At 70.5% G+C, this 15,646-nt stretch carries 13 protein-coding genes; 6 read left to right on the top strand and 7 right to left on the bottom strand.

Annotation, left to right across the window (positions count from 1 at the left end; translation table 11 throughout):
- Window positions 1-31: 31 nt before the first annotated feature.
- The 3 genes from O7635_RS07765 (at window position 32) to O7635_RS07755 (ending at window position 2,182) form a co-directional block, all read left to right on the top strand.
- A complete protein-coding gene (locus tag O7635_RS07765; RefSeq protein WP_278079730.1) occupies window positions 32-1,093 on the top strand; it encodes a M20/M25/M40 family metallo-hydrolase in 1,062 nt (353 codons plus the stop codon).
- Between the two features lies 1 nt (window position 1,094).
- Complete coding sequence (locus O7635_RS07760) at window positions 1,095-1,286, top strand: hypothetical protein (protein WP_278079729.1); 192 nt, start codon at window positions 1,095-1,097, stop codon at window positions 1,284-1,286.
- A gap of 68 nt (window positions 1,287-1,354) precedes the next feature.
- Window positions 1,355-2,182, top strand: a complete 828-nt coding sequence (locus O7635_RS07755) for a hypothetical protein (RefSeq protein WP_278079728.1) — start codon at window positions 1,355-1,357, stop codon at window positions 2,180-2,182.
- Window positions 2,183-2,250: 68 nt separating this feature from the next.
- Here the strand turns inward: O7635_RS07755 and O7635_RS07750 are convergent, their stop codons facing one another.
- Window positions 2,251-2,673 (bottom strand): response regulator, encoded by a 423-nt coding sequence (locus O7635_RS07750; RefSeq protein WP_278079727.1) that lies wholly within the window; start codon window positions 2,671-2,673, stop codon window positions 2,251-2,253.
- 186 nt (window positions 2,674-2,859) lie between these two features.
- Between O7635_RS07750 and O7635_RS07745 the strand changes: the two genes are divergently transcribed.
- Window positions 2,860-3,144, top strand: a complete 285-nt coding sequence (locus O7635_RS07745) for a GlsB/YeaQ/YmgE family stress response membrane protein (RefSeq protein ID WP_278079726.1) — start codon at window positions 2,860-2,862, stop codon at window positions 3,142-3,144.
- A 40-nt stretch (window positions 3,145-3,184) separates the two neighbouring features.
- Here the strand turns inward: O7635_RS07745 and O7635_RS07740 are convergent, their stop codons facing one another.
- From O7635_RS07740 to O7635_RS07720, 5 genes are all read right to left on the bottom strand, one after another.
- Complete coding sequence (locus tag O7635_RS07740; RefSeq protein ID WP_278079725.1) at window positions 3,185-4,117, bottom strand: nucleoside hydrolase; 933 nt, start codon at window positions 4,115-4,117, stop codon at window positions 3,185-3,187.
- Between the two features lie 22 nt (window positions 4,118-4,139).
- Window positions 4,140-5,195 carry a hemolysin family protein gene (locus O7635_RS07735; protein ID WP_278079724.1) on the bottom strand — a complete coding sequence of 352 codons (1,056 nt, stop codon included), beginning with the start codon at window positions 5,193-5,195 and terminating at the stop codon, window positions 4,140-4,142.
- Window positions 5,192-6,532: a hemolysin family protein gene (locus O7635_RS07730; protein WP_278079723.1), complete on the bottom strand. Its 1,341-nt coding sequence runs from the start codon at window positions 6,530-6,532 to the stop codon at window positions 5,192-5,194. Before O7635_RS07730 ends, O7635_RS07735 begins: the two co-directional genes overlap by 4 nt.
- 94 nt (window positions 6,533-6,626) lie before the next feature.
- Window positions 6,627-8,510, bottom strand: a complete 1,884-nt coding sequence (locus tag O7635_RS07725) for an ABC transporter ATP-binding protein (RefSeq protein WP_278079722.1) — start codon at window positions 8,508-8,510, stop codon at window positions 6,627-6,629.
- Between the two features lie 82 nt (window positions 8,511-8,592).
- The gene (locus tag O7635_RS07720) at window positions 8,593-13,371 is read right to left on the bottom strand and encodes a ThuA domain-containing protein (protein WP_278079721.1); all 4,779 of its coding nucleotides are present in this window, start codon (window positions 13,369-13,371) and stop codon (window positions 8,593-8,595) included.
- 140 nt (window positions 13,372-13,511) lie between these two features.
- On the opposite strand from O7635_RS07720, the gene O7635_RS07715 reads away from it, so the two are divergent.
- On the top strand, window positions 13,512-13,997 hold the full coding sequence (locus tag O7635_RS07715) for a GNAT family N-acetyltransferase (protein ID WP_278079720.1): 486 nt from the start codon (window positions 13,512-13,514) through the stop codon (window positions 13,995-13,997).
- 152 nt (window positions 13,998-14,149) lie between these two features.
- The gene (locus O7635_RS07710) at window positions 14,150-14,953 is read left to right on the top strand and encodes a SigB/SigF/SigG family RNA polymerase sigma factor (RefSeq protein WP_278079719.1); all 804 of its coding nucleotides are present in this window, start codon (window positions 14,150-14,152) and stop codon (window positions 14,951-14,953) included.
- Here the strand turns inward: O7635_RS07710 and O7635_RS07705 are convergent.
- On the bottom strand, window positions 14,950-15,588 hold the full coding sequence (locus O7635_RS07705; RefSeq protein ID WP_278079718.1) for an alpha-ketoglutarate-dependent dioxygenase AlkB: 639 nt from the start codon (window positions 15,586-15,588) through the stop codon (window positions 14,950-14,952). The two genes, O7635_RS07710 and O7635_RS07705, sit on opposite strands and share 4 nt — an antisense overlap.
- Window positions 15,589-15,646 lie beyond the last annotated feature (58 nt).

Raw genomic sequence — 15,646 nt, 5'->3', positions numbered from 1 at the left:
GTCTAGACCATATGAACCTTCGGAGGATCGAATGATCGAGGACTTGGCCGAACTGGTGTCTGCGGAGTCGCCGTCGAGCGACCCGGCCGCTACGGCCGTCAGCGCCGCAGTGGTGGCCCAGCTCGGTGCGCGCCTGCTCGGCTCCCCGCCGCAGCGGGCGGGCGCGCATCTGGTCTGGAGCCACGGCCCGACCCGGGTGCTGCTCCTCGGCCACCACGACACGGTGTGGCCGGTGGGCACGCTGGCCCACTGGCCGTTTCAGGTCGACGGCGACCGGGCCACCGGCCCTGGCTGCTTCGACATGAAGGCGGGTCTGGTCCAGCTGTTCCACGCGTTGGCGACACTGCGGTCGCTCGACGGTGTCAGCGTCGTCGTCAGCGCCGACGAGGAGATCGGCTCGCCGACCTCGCGGACGCTGATCGAGCACTACGCCCGCACCGCGCACGCCGCGCTGGTGTGCGAGCCCAGCGCCGACGGGGCGCTCAAGGTCGCTCGCAAAGGCGCTGCCCGCTATCACCTCGCCATCACCGGCAGGGCGGCACACGCCGGGCTCGCCCCGGCCGCGGGCGCCAACGCCGGTGTGGAGCTGGCCCACCAGGTGCTGGCCATCACCGGCCTCGGCCGCGGCGAGACCACCGTGACACCGACCATGCTGACCGCCGGCACCAGCGAGAACAGCGTCCCGGCGGCGGCCCGGGTCGCGATCGACGTGCGGTCCTTCGACGACGCCGAGCTCACCCGGGTGCACCAGGCCGTGCATCGCCTGCGGCCCGCGGTCGACGGCACGAGCCTGGCGGTACGCGGCGGCGTGCACCGGCCGGCCATGCCCGCCTCCACGGCCGGCGCCGCCCTGCACCGGTTGGCCGTCGAGGTGGCCGAAGGCCTCGGGCTGCCCGCACCGGCCGCCGTCGCCGTTGGCGGCGCCTCCGACGGCAACCTCACCGCCCACCTCGGAGTGCCGACCCTCGACGGGCTCGGTCCGGTCGGCGGCAACGCACATGCCGCCGGCGAGTGGGTCGACCTGCGTGCGATGCCCGACCGCGCGGCCCTCCTCGCCGCTCTGGTGGCCCGTCTGCTCGGCAACGGAGGCTGACATGCTCCGCCGGACCGCCGGCATCGTCCTGGCGCTCGCCGTGCTGACGGCTCCGTACCTGCTGACCGCGGTGTTCCCGCAGTGGCCGCTCTGGCTGTGCCTGATCCTCGGCGTCGCTTTCCTCGTGGCAATCGTGGTGGCCCAGCTGCGGCCGCAGGTCGATCGCCCCGACTACGACGACTCCGAGGCCTGACCCGGATCGCGTCGTCGTGCGCTCACTTCGAACATCGATTGCGATCATCATTGTGGGAGAATCAACGGATGACCTCGGACGGGTCCCCAGTGTGGGTCGCGCGGCGCGCCCGACTGGCCATCAGTGCCACCATCATCGCCACATTGGCGTGTGTCGCCGGTGTCGTCGCCGTCCCACGACCCGCGGACGCCCTGGTCGCCATCGGCCTCTACGTTCCGTCGATCATCGGGGTCCTGTTGCTGTGGCGGACGTCGGTCTACAGCTGGCGGGACGGCGCCCGACAGCCGCGATCGTTCACCGTGCACCGGGACGCCTTCCTCCTGCTACCCGCCAGGGCGACCACTCGCGCCGTCGCCCTGGTCCTGGCGAGCGCCTTCCCAGCCGGCCACCTGATCATGAGGATGCGGGTGGGAGCGCTGGACGCGCTCGACTGGGCGATAGCGGCAGTCGGTGCCCTGGTCATCGGCCTCGCGACCCTCCACAGTGTCTTCCTTTGGCGAGGAGCGCCGCGGCCGCTGGTCATCGTGACTCCCAGCGGGGTCACCGCCGCCGGCTTCTTCGGCAGCGTGCACGCGCCATGGACGGCCTTCAGATCGGTATACGCGAGCTGGCCGGACCGCCGTATGAACCTTGCCCTACCCGTGTACGGCGGCCGGTCAGTCAGTCGCCGCGGTCTGCGCCCACACGGCGTCAAGCTGCCTGACACCAGCGAGCCTTTCGCCATCCCTGCGGCCTGGAGCACGAACCCGTGGTGGGCCGCCCAGGCGCTCGCCACCTACTGGCGGGGCATACGCGACCGCTCCGCCATCGGCACCCCCGCCGAACACACCACCCTGGCCAGGACCCTCGACCGCTTCGACCACGAGATCGACGAACAACTCAGCCAGTTCCAGTGACACAAGCCAAGACGCCTCCCGACATAGCAGTGGCCGGCCCCCCGGCAAGGGGGTCGGCCACCTTCGCGTCAGGGCAGGACGGCGACGTTCTCGTAGAAGCGGCGGATCTGCTGCACGACCGCCTCGAGGGCGTCGAAGTCCATCGGTTTGGTCACGAACGCGTTCGCGTGTTCCTGGTACATGCCCGCGACGTCGCGGATGTCGTCCGAGGTGGTCAGGATGATCACCGGAATCGACTTGAGGTCCGGGTCACGCTTGAGGGCGACCAGCGTCTCGCGCCCGTCCATCCGGGGCATGTTGAGGTCCAGCAGGATCATGTCGGGGCGCCCGTCGGACGGCTGGCGGAGGAACTCCAGAGCCTGTTCGCCGTCGGCGACGCGGTGCAGCGTCGCCGGTGTGGTGACCCCTTCGAGCGCCTCGCGGATCATCATGGCGTCGCCGTCGTCGTCCTCGACGACCAGAATCCGCAGCGGTCCTGCTTCGCGTCTCATGCACCCCTCCACCAGAGCACCGGCAGGTGTCCTCAGGTCGGGTCACCGGTGGTCGCCGACAGTGTAGGTGCCCCGAGTCACGCCGCCGAAAGGCCGACGTCCACGATCTCGCGTTTGATGCGCCCCGGCGTCGGGAATCTACGGCCGTCACCACGTGACGCGAACCCCCGACTAGGAGGAACAACCATGACCGCAGGTGGGATCATCACCGCGCTGATCATCGGTCTGATCATCGGCGCGCTGGGCCGTCTGGTTGTGCCAGGCCGCCAGAACATCCCGTTGTGGCTCACGCTGGTCATCGGCGTCGTGGCCGCTCTCATCGGTTCGGCCATCGCCCGGGCCGGCGGATTCGCCGACACCGATGGCTGGATCGACTGGCGCGAGCTGCTGCTGCAGATCGCCCTGGCCGCTGTCGGTGTGGCCCTGACGGTCGGCCTGGTGGGCCGCGGCCGCCGCGGCGTCACCCGCTGACCAAAGCGACAACGGTGCCCCGGCCGCCCGGCCGGGGCACCTACGCGTTCAGCCGCCGAACCGCCGCCGTCAACAGGCCCCAGAAAGCGTCCACATCCAGCCCGACCGCGACATCGGCGTTCGGCACGCGACCGGACCGCTGGTGGAGATCCACGACGGTCGCACCACGGGTGTACGCGCCGGTCAGCTCGACGGTGACCGGAACGGCGACCGTCCGGAGGAGCGCCGGTTCCAGCACGGCGGCCACGGCGATCGGATCGTGCACCGGTGGGTCCGCGAACCCGAAGACCTGCTGGTAGGCGCTCGCGAAGAAGGTCATCAGCTCCGCGCAGACCGCGCCCACGCGGGTCCCGAGCGCCTGGAACGAGTTGATGATCGCCGGCGTGGCCCGGGCCAGATGGGTGACGTTCAGCCCGATCATCGTGATCGGCAACCCCGACCGCAGCACGATGTCGGCCGCCTCCGGGTCGGTGACGATGTTGAACTCGCCGTACGGCGTGGTGTTGCCCCGTTCGGTCGACCCGCCCATGAACACGATCCGCGACACCCGCGGCGCGACCTCGGGATGCCGGCGCAGCAGCAGCGCGACGTTCGTCAACGGCCCGAGCGCGACCACCGTGACCGGCTCGGCCGAGCCCACGATCAGCCGCCGCATCAGGTCGACGGCGTGCTCGTCCGCGAGCGGCGCCACCGGCAGGTCGAGGTCGGGGCCGTCGAGCCCGGACGCGCCGTGGATGTCCTCGGCGACGTGCAGCTCGCCGACCAGGGGCCGATCGCAGCCGGCCGCGACCGGGACGTCGGTGACCCCGGCCAGAGCCAGGATCCTCTGCGCGTTCCGGGTCGTCTTGGCCAGCGTCTGGTTTCCCGCGACGGTGGTGACCCCCAGCACGTGCAGCCGGGGATCACCCACCGCCAGCAACAGCGCGAGCGCGTCGTCGTGACCCGGATCGCAGTCGACGATCAGAGGCGTCATCCTGACGACGATAGATGCCCGGTCAGCGCCGGGTCGCCGCGCTCACGATGCGGTCCGTCTCGTCGTCGAACTCCCCGATCAGCTCCTCGAGCATGTCCTCCAGGCCCACCACGCCGACGACGTCGTCGTCGGAGGTGACGACGGCCAGCTGGGCCCGGTGTTCGCGCATCATCCGGACCGCCGCCGCCACCGGCAGGGCCGCGCCCAGCGTCAGCGGTGACGACATCAGGTCGCTCGCCGTCATCGACGTGCCGGCCGTGGTCGCCCGCACCGCCTCCCGCACGTGGACGAAGCCCCGGACCGCGCCGTCACCCGAGATCACCGCGAGCCGGGAACGGCCCGAACTCCGGCTGGTCAGCTCGACCTCCCGGGCCGGCGCCGACGGTGGCACCGACACGACCTCCGCCAGCGGCGTCATCACCTGCGCCACCGTCGTGTTCTGCACCGCCAGCATCGCCGTCAGCAGCTCGTGCTCGGCGGCCGCGATCGTGCCGTGCTCGCGCGACGACTGGAGCAGCAGCCGCAGCTCGTCGGCGCCGTGCACCTGGGCGAGCTCGTCCTGCGGCTGCACGCGGAACAGCCGCAGGATGGCGTTGGCCAGCCGGTTGAGCGCCAGCAGGGCGGGCCGGGTCACCCAGGTGAAGGCGCGGAACGGGCGGGCCAGCAGCAGCGCCGACCGTTCGGGATGGCTGATGGCCCACGACTTCGGCGCCATCTCGCCGACGACCACGTGCAGGAAACTCACGATCACGATCGCGAGCAGGAACGCGAGGACGTACGAGAACCCGGATGGCAACCCGATCGCGTCGAACACGGGGTGCAGCAGGTGGTCGAAGGCCGGCTCGGCCAGCGCGCCGAGGCCCAGCGTCGACAGGGTGATGCCGAGCTGCGCGCCGGCCAGCATGACCGACAGCTCGCGTACGCCGGCGATGGCCGAGCGGGCCGACCGGTTGCCGGCGGCGGCGGCCTGCTCCAGCCGGTGCCGCTTCGACGCGACCAGCGCGAACTCCGCGGCCACGAAGAAACCGTTGGCCACCAGCAGCAACACCGAGATGATTAAGGCCCAGGTCGTGCTCATGCCGGCACCACCTGCAGCGAGACCTCGTCGGGCACGTGCCGGCGCACGGAGTCGACCCGCAGTCGGGCGCGGCCCGGCGAGACGGGTTCCGCGTCCTCGGTCAGCACCGGCGGCAGCTCGACCACGACCTCGTCACCCGGTCGAGGCACCCGGCCGAGGGCCTGCAGCACCAGGCCGGAGACCGTGTCGTAGGTCGGCGCCGACGGCAGCACCACGCCGCTCGCCTCGGCGACCTCGTCGAGCCGCCAACGGCCCGGCACCGACCAGGCGCCGTCGGAGCGGCGGCGGACGGCCGGCTGCGGCAGGTCATCCTCGTCGTGGATCTCGCCGACCAGCTCCTCCGCGACGTCTTCGAGGCTGATCACGCCGGCGAAACCGCCGTACTCGTCGATCACGCAGGCGAGCTGGCGGTGCTCGGCGCGCAGCCGTTCCAGCACCGCGGGCAGCGGCAACGTCTCGGGCACCAGCACGGCGGGCGCGGCGAGCGAGCCGACCGTCACCGTGCCGCGGTCGGCCGGTTCCACGTCAACCACGTCGGCGACCGCGACGATGCCGCGCACGTCGTCGACGGCGGTGCCGAGCACCGGGAAACGGGTGTGACCGGTGTCGAGCAGCTCGACGACGCGTACGGCCGGGTCGTCGGCGTTGATCGTCACCACGTCGACCCGCGGCACCATGGCGTCGCCGGCGGTCCGGGTGCGGAAGTCGAGGCCGTGGTCGAGCAGGCGCGACGTGTCCGGGTCGAGCACACCCGACTGGCGGGAGCTCTCGATGATCCGGTCGAGGTCTTCGGTGGTGGCGCCCTGCGGCAGCTCCTCGACCGGCTCGATGCCGACCGTGCGGAGCAGCCGGTTGGACGTGGCGTCGAAGAACTTGATCAACGGGCCGGCGATCGTCATGTAGGCGAGCGTCGACCGCGACAGGGCCCGGGCCAGCGTGTCCGGCTTGGCGATCGCGAAGTTCTTCGGCGCGAGCTCGCCGACCACCATCTGCACGACGGTCGCGACCACCAGCGCGATGATCACCGAGATAGTGGTGGTGAGCGCCTCGGAGGCGCCGGTCAGGCCGATCACGTCGGCGAGACCTTCACCGAGGTACGGCTCGGCGAAGTAACCGGCGAGCAGGGCGGTGACCGTGATGCCGAGCTGAGCGCCGGACAACATGAACGAGAGTCGGGAGGTCACCCGCAAGGCGCGCTCGGCAGCGGCGTCACCCGCCTCGGCCTCGGCGCGCAGCTTGTTGCGGTCGACGGCGACGTAAGCGAACTCCTGGGCCACGAAGAAGCCGGTCGCCAACGTCAGCACGACGATGAGCGCGAGGCCCGCCAGGATCAACATGACTGGGGAAGCCGGTGCGAGACCGGCCCGGTACTACTGCCTTCATCCACCAACCGAGATTATCCGGACTCGCTGTGGGTTCGCTGAAGATCAGCTAAGCGAGATAGCCGCTCGCCTGAAGATGAAAAAGCTCCTGATAGAGGCCGCCAGCGGTGATCAACTCGTCGTGTGTCCCGTGTTGCACGATGCGCCCGTGGTGCAGCACGTAGATCTGGTCGGCGTGCCGCACGTTGGCCAGCCGGTGTGTGATCAGCACCACCGTCCGGTCGGGGCGACGGCGCAGCTGCTGGAACATCGCGTGCTCGGCCCGGGCGTCCAGGGCCGACGACGGCTCGTCGCAGATCAGCAGGCTGGCGTCGCGATAGAAGCCGCGGGCCGCCACCAGCCGCTGCCACTGGCCGCCGGACAGGTCGTGCCCGTCCTTGAACTGCCGGTTCAGCAGCGTCGCGTACCCGTTGGGCAGTTCCTCGATCATCTCGTGGGCCGACGCGGCGGTCGCGGCGTCGACGATCGTCGGGCCGGCCTCCCGGTGCGTGCGCCCGACCGCGATGTTCTGGTGCGCCGTGAACGGGAACTTCCACCAGTCCTGGGTGATCACCGCGACGTGGGCGGCCCGGCTGACCGGGTCGAGCCGGGCGGCGTCGACCCCGTTCCAGGTGATCGTGCCGGCGGTGGGCGGATAGAGACCGGCCAGCAGCTTGGCCAGGCTCGACTTGCCCGACCCGTTCTCGCCCACCAGCGCGATCACGTGTCCTTTGCGGACGGTCAGCGAGACGTCGTCGACGGCCGGCGTGTCGGTGTCGGGATAGCGCAGGCTGACCCGGTCGAGCCGGATCTCGTCGAACCCGGTGACCGGCTCCCCGCCGGGCTCGGGCGCCTGGGCCCACGCCTTGTCGACGAACGCCCGGAAGTCGCCGTAGTAGAGCGCGTCCTCGTAGAGCCGGTTGGTCGCGTAGATCGCCGTGTTGAGGCCCATCTGCGCCGCCTGCAGGGCCAGCAGCGCGGTGGCGGCCGCCGCCAGCGGGATGGCGCCGTGCACCAGCAGCCAGCCGAGCAGGCCGTAGAGGGCGAGGCTGGCCAGGCCGCCGACCGCGGCGCCGACGGTGCGGGTGCCCGTCTGGGCCCGGACGAGCCGCATCTCGGCCGCCGTCTGGTTGCGCATGATCCGCGAGTAGCGGCCCAGCAGGAAGTCGCGCATCTGGTAGCTGCGCACCTCGGCCGCGGTGTGCCGGTTGGCCATGATGCTGCCCAGCAGCCACATCTTCCGGCGGCGGCTGATCCAGGCGAGCATCGCGAGATATTCGCGGCGGGCCATCCGCACGGCCGTGACGGCCGACGGGACGGCGGCGACGATCAGGCAGGGCAGCAGGATCGGCTCGATGACGGCGATCGCGGCGGCGGTGGCGGCCACCCGCACGAGACCGGTCAACAGGTCCACACTGGAGTTAACGATCGACGCCGCTTCGAGCATGCCGCGGTCCTTGGCGCGGTCCATCTCCTCGGCGAAGCCCGAGTCGTCGAACGCCGCCAGCCCGACCGCCGTGGTGGCGCCGAAGAGCCGCAGCTCGACCTCGTAGTTGATCTGCGGGGCGATCCGGGCCTGCGCCCAACCGGCCGCGATGGTCAGCGCGCCGCGGGCCGAGACGGCGATCGCGGCCGCGGCCAGGGCCGGCAGGGCGGCCCTGATCCGGTCCGGCGTCGGGCCGGCCGCGAAGAGCTCGGTGAGCACGGTGCTGGTGGCCAGCAGCCCGAAGGTGGTGGCGATGCCGGCCACGATGTTGAAGCCGATCGCGGCGAGGGTGTCGAGCCGGTTGGCGGCCCAGGCCAGCGCGGTCGCCTCACGGACGATCGCGGGCAGCCGCCGGGCGACCGCCCAGAAGCTGGTCTCCGCGAACGACGCGCTGTGGTGCAGCCAGCCGGCCGCTTCCAGCTCGGGTAGCAGGTCTTCGTCGTCACGGACGCGCTCGTCGATCGCCACTGGCCGCTCCTCGGATCACGGGGGGCAGTCTGGAATGGCTGAGGACCCGCACGACGAGCGCGGGTCCTCAATCAACGTAACGCTATGAGGAGTAAACCTCCACTTCGTATATTCGCGCCGCCTGGTTGCCGTCCTGCGTGGGAGTGATGACGTTGACCCGGACGTAGCGGGCCGCCCGGGCCGTGAAGGTGTGCGTCGACACGTTGCCGGTGTTGCCGCGCACCTGCGCGACCGTCGTCCACGAGGTGCCGTTGGTGCTCACCTGCAGATCGAAATCGCGGGTGTTGTACGACGCCTGCTCGCCACCCGCCCCCGCGTGCCGGAGCACGATCCGCCCGACCGACGGGCTCGCGGAAAGGTCGACCTGCCACCACTTCGTGCCACCCAGCGAGCACCACTTGTCGCTGTTGCCACCATTGACCGTGCCGTTGACCGCCTTGGCCGCGCCCTCGTTGGCCGCACACTGGCTGTCGGCCGTGGCCGGCTTGTTGAGCGCCAGGTTGACCGTCGGCTGGGTCGGGTTGCGCCGGGCCTCGAACTCGCGCGCCCAGTACGCGGTGCGGTCGAGGTAGGCGGTCTCCGACGCGGCCCCGCTGGTGCCGTACGCGCCGTTGTAGGTCTGGTAGTTGAACCCCGCCGGCGGGCTGCTGCGGGCCGGCTCGATCGTGGAGCCCTCGTGCCATTCGTTGAACGAGGTGATCGACACCCAGGTCGGCACGCCACCCTTGGTCGGGTCGAGCGCGTTGGTCCACTCCTGGTCGTAGGTCGCCCCGTTGTTGCGGGCCAACGTCGGCGTCGTGTTGCCGGGCACCGCGCGGTCGTCGAGGTAGCCCGGGCCGACCGACGGCGACCAGATCAGGTTGTTGGCCTTGGCGTACTCCCCGGCGCTCTCCCAGCCCGGCGCCGTCGCCCCGGCGATCACGTCGTACGTGTAGAGCCCGCTGAAGTGGGCGATCTTGGAGACATCGGTCGTCTGCGCCAGCACGATGTTGCTGCCGGTCACCGCGTCCAGCGGGGCCCAGTCGGTGATGCTGAGGCTGTTGAAGACGTAGAACGCGGCCTTGTTGCCGTGCTCCGCCGACCGGTAGAACGCCGGGTGGCTGCCGTAGCGGCTGTTGATGTAGTTGATGTCGGCGACCGTCGACGCCGCCGTCTGGCCGGTGTAGGGCTCGAGGTGCCAGGCCACCTTGACGCCGGCCGCCGCGGCGGCGTCCATCACCCGGGTGACGAGGGTGTCCTCGTAGGAGCCCTGACCCCACCAGCTGTAGACGATCACTCCGGCGCCGGAGCGGCGTACCCACTGCATGTGCTGGTTGACCGCACCGCTGATATCGCCGGAGTCGTAGGCGCCGAGGGTCGGGTAGAAGTCGGCGCCGATGTCGTTCGGCGGGTTGTGGCCGCCCTGCTGCCAGTGCCGGTAGCTGCCGTTGACGGCCGGGCTGCCGTACCAGGGGTAGTAGAAGAGGTGGACGTTGGTCGACAGCGCCGGGGTCGGGCCGCCGTTGACCGTGATCACGACCTGGCCGGACGCGCTGGCGCCGCGGGCGTCGGTCACCGTGAGCCGGGCGGTGTAGCTGCCCGCCGTCGTATAGGTGTGCGCGGCGTTGGCCGTGGTCGCCGTGCCGCCGTCACCGAAGTCCCAGCGGTAGGTCAGCGCGTCGCCGTCCGGATCGCTGGCGCTGCCGGTGAAGCTGACCTGCAGCGGGGCGGTGCCGCTGGTGGGGTTGGCGCCCGGGGTCTGCACGACCGGCGGCCGGTTCGACGGGGTGCCGCCGACGCCGGAGCCGACGAAGTCGACCCAGTTGACGTTGAACAGCCCACCGCCGTTGGCGGTGCCCGTCGGCGGCCGGGCGACGAAGAACAGCGGCTGGGTGGCGGTGTTGGCCGGCACGTTCACCGTGACGTCCGTGTAGCCCTGCCAGTTGCCCGTCGCCGGGATGGTGGCCGTGGCCAGCAGCGTGCCGGTCGCGGACCCGGCCCGGATCTCGACCCGTCCGCCGGTGGCCCCGGACGCGCCGCGCAGCCGGATCTGGTTGATGTTGGTGAGGTTCGTCGGCGCGAACGACCACCAGTCGCCGTCTTCGATGAAGCCGATGTTCTGGAAGCCGCCGGCGCTGTCACCGGTCGCCTCGCGCACCACGCCGGGGTCGCCGCCGCCGGTGCCGCCGGCCACCCGGCCGGTCGCGGTGAAGAACTCGGCCTGCTTGCGCTTGGGCTGCAGCGCGATGATCGCCCGGCCGGTCAGGCCGCCGTTGTCCACATAGGTCGCCTCCAGCACCGCGAAGATGTTGGCGTCGGTGCCGTGCCCGGTGGCCAGCGACGTCTGCACGCTGCCCGAGCAGCCGTTGACCTGCTGCAGCTCGTGGGCGTGCTCGTCGTGGCCGAGCGAGTAGCGCACGGTGACCCGATTGCAGGCGATCGTGCCGTCCTCGGGGTCGGTCACGCTGACGGTGAACGGGACCGTGTTGCCCCAGTCGAAGAAGCCACCCTCCGGCGGCGCGGTGAGGCGCACGGTCGGCGTGGTGTTGCCGACGACGATCGGCACGTTGGCGACCGCGGTCTTCCCACCCGGATCCCGCACAGTCAGCTGGGCGGTGTAGGTGCCGGTCGCCGTGTAGGTGTGGCTCGGGTTGGCCGCCGTCGAGGTGCCGCCGTCACCGAAGGCCCACGCGTAGGTGATCGGCTGTCCGGCCGGGTCCCGCGAGCCGGCGCTGCTGAACTGCACCGTGAGCGGGGCCGCCCCGCTGGTCGGCTGGCCCGCGGCGACCGCGATCGGGGCGAGGTCGACGTCGGTGGAGCGGTAGTCGACCCGGTAGACGCCCGAGTTGTCGTTGTTGCCGCCGAAACCGCTGCCCCACTCGATCAGGTAGAGCGCGCCGTCGGCGCCGAACTCCATGTCCATGGGCCGGACCACCGACATGCCGGTGAGCAGCTGGTTGATGTCGACCAGGGAACGCCCGTCCGGCGTCACCTGCATCGTGTACATCTTCGACTGGTTCCACTCGCCCAGCAGCGCCTTGCCGTCGTAGTAGGCCGGCCACTTGCGGGTCGAGGTGCTCGCGGCGTTGTAGCGGTAGACCGGGCCGCCCATCGGTGCTCCACCGCCGCCGATCTCGGGGAAGCGCGGGTTGCCGTCGTAGTCGAAGTCGACCGTCGCCGGGACCGCCGGTGGCAGGTTGGTCAGGCCGGTGTTGTTGGGCGAGTTGTTGACCGGGGCGGCGCAGTTGAACGCGGCGCCGCTCGGGCCGCTCGGGAACGTGTAGTCCCGGTAGGCGTAGTTGTTGCCCACGCAGTACGGCCAGCCGTAGTTGCCGGCCTGCCCGACGATGTTCCACTCGACCGTGTTGCCCGGGCCCCGCTCGGCGCTCGCCTGGCCGGCGTCGGGGCCGTAGTCGGCCACGTACAACGTGTTGGTCTTGCTGTCGACCCCGATGCGGAACGGGTTGCGGAAGCCCATCGCGAAGATCTCCGGACGGGTCTGCGCGGTGCTCGGCGCGAACAGGTTGCCGCTCGGCACCGTGTAGCCGCCGTCGGTGGTCGGCTTGATCCGCAGCACCTTGCCGCGCAGATCGTTGGTGTTGCCCGAGGTGCGCTGGGCGTCGAAGTCGGCGCGACCGGCCCGCTCGTCGATCGGGGTGTAGCCGCTCGACTCGAACGGATTGGTGTTGTCGCCCGTCGCCAGGTAGAGGTTGCCGGCCGCGTCGAAGGTCATCGAGCCGCCCATGTGGCAGCACGTGTTGCGCTGCGTCGGCACCTGCAGCACCACCCGCTCGCTGGCCAGGTCGAGGCTGTCGCCGTTGACCGTGAAGCGGGAGAGCTGGTTGCGGGCGGCGCCGCTGTTGGGCGCGTAGTAGACGTAAAGCCAGCGGTTGGTCGCGAAGCCTGGGTCGAGCGTGATGCCCAGCAGGCCGTCCTCGTTGCCGGTGAACACCGGGATCGTGCCGGCCGTCACCGTGGTCCGGGTGTCAGGCTTGACGATTTGCACGCGACCGTCGCGCTCGATGTAGAACACGCGGCCGTCCGGCGCGACCGCCAGCTCCATCGGGTTCTGCGTGTTGGTGTCGAGTGCCACCTTCTCGAAGTTGGCCGTCAGGCTGGCGCCGCAGTCGGCGGGCTTCGCGCCGGTCGCGGTCTGGATCCCGCCCAGCAGATGGGTGCGGAAGGTGGCGTCGCTGTAGGACTCGATGGTGTGGCCGAGGCCCGTGTACCAGGAACGGCCGCCGTCGTAGGTCTTGCACCAGGCGATCGGGTGGTCGGCGCCCATCGCGCCGGCGCCCGGCTGGTAGGTGGTCTCGTCGAGGCTGGCCAGCACGTGCGCGCTGCCGCGGGGGTTGGTGCGGTAGTTGTAGAGCTCGTCGAGGCGGCTCCAGCGGGCCGGCAGGCCGGCGGTCGACGGGTGCGCCGGGTCCTCGACCTTGACGGTCGCGGTCTGGTTGGCGGGGTGCGAGGAGAAGTAGGCGCCGACGAGGTTGCCGTACCACGCCCAGTCGTACTCGGTGTCGGCCGCGGCATGCACGCCGGCGTAGCCGCCGCCCGCCCGGATGAAGCGTTCGAAGGCCGCCTGCTGGTTGCCGTCGAGCACGTCGCCGGTGGTGGAGAGCCAGACCACGGCGTCGTACTGCGCGAGGTTGGCGTCGGTGAACGCGCCCGCGTCCTCGGTGGCGGTCACCGAGAAGTCGTTGGCGGCGCCGAGCTGCTGGATGGCGGTGATGCCGGCAGGGATCGAGTCGTGTCGGAAGCCGGCCGTCTTGGAGAAGACCAGCACCGCGTACGTCGCGGCCTGGGCGGGTGTGGCGGCAAGGACGGTCGCCGCGGCCATCAGGACGGCGACGAACAGAGCAATGGGGGTACGGCGAGGCATGGGCGCGCTCCTCTGCGGGCCTGGGGCCGGGCTGGATGGGCCCTGCGACTCGCCGATGCCGCTGGGGGTCATAGACTAGCGCTGATGTCTGCAAGAAGTCTACGGATCAATGAAAGTTCGTGCGTTGCTAGCCTCTGGGCGTGGAGATTCGCGAGGCGACCCCGGCCGACTGGCCGCGCATCTATCCGTTCTTCGCCGCCATCACCGATGCGGGCACCACCTATGCCTATCCGCCGGATCACTCCTTGGAGTCGGCGCGGTCGTGGTGGATGGAGGCGCCGCCGGGATTGACGGTCGTCGCCGAGTCCGACGGTCAGCTCCTGGGTTCGGCGAAGATGGGGCCCAACCGGCCCGGGCGGGGATCGCACATCGCCACCGCCAGCTTCATGGTCGATCCGGCGCATCAGGGACGCGGCGTCGGCAAGGCGCTCGGCACCTATGCGGTCGAGTGGGCGCGCGCCGCGGGTTTCGTCGGGATGCAGTTCAACGCCGTGGTCGAGACCAACGTGGTCGCGGTGCGGCTGTGGCAGCAGCTTGGCTTCACGATCATGACGACGATCCCCGAAGCGTTCGACCATCGCGTGCACGGTTTGGTCGGCCTGCACGTGATGTACCAAAAGTTCTAGGCGGCTCTTATTGGCATCTGTCCTTTTTAGGCAAAAGATGACTCGTACTTTCGGCTAGCTTTTAGTTGTCATACGGCTTAGAGTCAGCGTCGTTCGGTTAACCCGTGCTCCATAGCAAAGATCGCTATCGGGTACGTCCTGGGAGGCCTACCATGTCGACGCAGACAGTCTTCGAGTCCACTCCAGACACGGCTCTGCCGACGGAGACCGCGACGGAGCTGCTCACCGCCCTGGCTGCGCTGCCAGCGGGTCATCCGTCCCGGGCCGCGTTGCGGGACCGCACCATCGAGGCCTGGCTCCCCCTGGCCAACCACCTCGCCCACCGCTACAGCGGCCGCGGCGAACCCACCGACGACCTGCTCCAGACCGCCGCCGTCGGCCTCATCAAGGCCGTCGACAAGTTCGACCCCACGCGCGGCGTCGACTTCGCCGGCTACGCGATTCCCACGATCATCGGCGAGCTCAAGCGGCACTTCCGGGACCGCACCTGGGACATCCGGGTGCCTCGGCGGCTGCAGGAGCTGCGCCTGGCCATCTCCGAGGCCAACAGCTCCCTGCTCCAGTCGCTCGGCCGCTCCCCGACGGTCGCCGACATCGCCGCCCACCTCAAGCTCACCGAGGAAGAGGTCCTCGAGGGTCTCGAAGGGGCGCGGGCCTACAACGCGGTGTCGCTGTCGACCCCGACGGGCGACAGCGAGCGCGGGACCGAGCTCGGCGACCTGCTCGGCTCCGAGGACACCTCCTTCGAGCTGGCGGAGCTGCGGGTGGCGTTGGGTCCGGCGCTGGCGACGCTCGACGAGCGCGAGCAGAAGATCCTCACCCTGCGGTTCTACGGCAACCTCACGCAGTCGCAGATCGCCGACCAGATCGGCGTCTCGCAGATGCACGTCTCGCGGCTGCTGGCCCGCGCGCTGACCAAGCTGCGCGGTCAGCTGACGGAGAGCAGCTTCAGCTAACTGACGCCGATCGGCCGGAACTGCACGCTGACCCGGGGACCGACCTTCTTGGCGGTCTTCGGGATCGCGTGTTCCCAGGTGCGTTGGCACGAGCCGCCCATGACGACCAGGTCGCCGTGGCCGAGCGGAAACTTGAGGCTGTCGCCGCCACCGCCGCGGGGGCGCAGCATCAGCGGCCGGGGCGAGCCGAACGAGACGATCGCGACCAGGGTGTCCTGGCTCGACGAGCGGCCGGTCGTGTCGCCGTGCCAGGCGACGCTGTCGCGCCCGTCGCGGTAGAGGCACATGCCGGCGGTGACGAACCGCTCCCGAAGCTCGTCGGCGTAGTAGGCGGTCAGCCGCTCGCGGGCCTCCGTGAGCAATGGATGGGGCAGCTCCTCGTCGCCGTCGTACCACCGGAGCAGGCGGGGCACGTCGACCTCGCGCTCGTACATCTCGCGGCGTTCGGCCCGCCACCCGATGTCGTCTTCGAGCAGCCGCTCCAGGATGACCTCGGAGCCGTCGATCCACCCGGGCAGGTGGTCGACCCAGGCGCCCCGGGTGAGCGTGGTGCGCTGGACGCGCCCGTCGAGCGGGCCGAGGGTCGGCTCCTCGACCAGGTCGAACATCGAGGGCTGGTGTGCGATGCCGTGCATAACCGCAGCGTAGCGCCAGTTAGCACACGAGTGCTAACAGGTTGCATGATCCCTTAGT

The organism is Asanoa sp. WMMD1127, assembly GCF_029626225.1.
Classification (GTDB): domain Bacteria; phylum Actinomycetota; class Actinomycetes; order Mycobacteriales; family Micromonosporaceae; genus Asanoa.
Note: the sequence above shows the minus strand (reverse complement) of the source record. Positions and strands in the feature narration are given on the sequence as shown.

What these genes read in the sequence shown, in the direction of transcription:
- O7635_RS07765 (WP_278079730.1), top strand. Translation starts at nt 32, where the DNA reads ATGATCGAGGACTTGGCCGAACTGGTGTCTGCGGAGTCGCCGTCGAGC.
- O7635_RS07760 (WP_278079729.1), top strand. Translation starts at nt 1,095, where the DNA reads ATGCTCCGCCGGACCGCCGGCATCGTCCTGGCGCTCGCCGTGCTGACG.
- O7635_RS07755 (WP_278079728.1), top strand. Translation starts at nt 1,355, where the DNA reads ATGACCTCGGACGGGTCCCCAGTGTGGGTCGCGCGGCGCGCCCGACTG.
- O7635_RS07750 (WP_278079727.1), bottom strand. Translation starts at nt 2,673, where the DNA reads ATGAGACGCGAAGCAGGACCGCTGCGGATTCTGGTCGTCGAGGACGAC.
- O7635_RS07745 (WP_278079726.1), top strand. Translation starts at nt 2,860, where the DNA reads ATGACCGCAGGTGGGATCATCACCGCGCTGATCATCGGTCTGATCATC.
- O7635_RS07740 (WP_278079725.1), bottom strand. Translation starts at nt 4,117, where the DNA reads ATGACGCCTCTGATCGTCGACTGCGATCCGGGTCACGACGACGCGCTC.
- O7635_RS07735 (WP_278079724.1), bottom strand. Translation starts at nt 5,195, where the DNA reads ATGAGCACGACCTGGGCCTTAATCATCTCGGTGTTGCTGCTGGTGGCC.
- O7635_RS07730 (WP_278079723.1), bottom strand. Translation starts at nt 6,532, where the DNA reads ATGTTGATCCTGGCGGGCCTCGCGCTCATCGTCGTGCTGACGTTGGCG.
- O7635_RS07720 (WP_278079721.1), bottom strand. Translation starts at nt 13,371, where the DNA reads ATGCCTCGCCGTACCCCCATTGCTCTGTTCGTCGCCGTCCTGATGGCC.
- O7635_RS07710 (WP_278079719.1), top strand. Translation starts at nt 14,150, where the DNA reads ATGTCGACGCAGACAGTCTTCGAGTCCACTCCAGACACGGCTCTGCCG.
- O7635_RS07705 (WP_278079718.1), bottom strand. Translation starts at nt 15,588, where the DNA reads ATGCACGGCATCGCACACCAGCCCTCGATGTTCGACCTGGTCGAGGAG.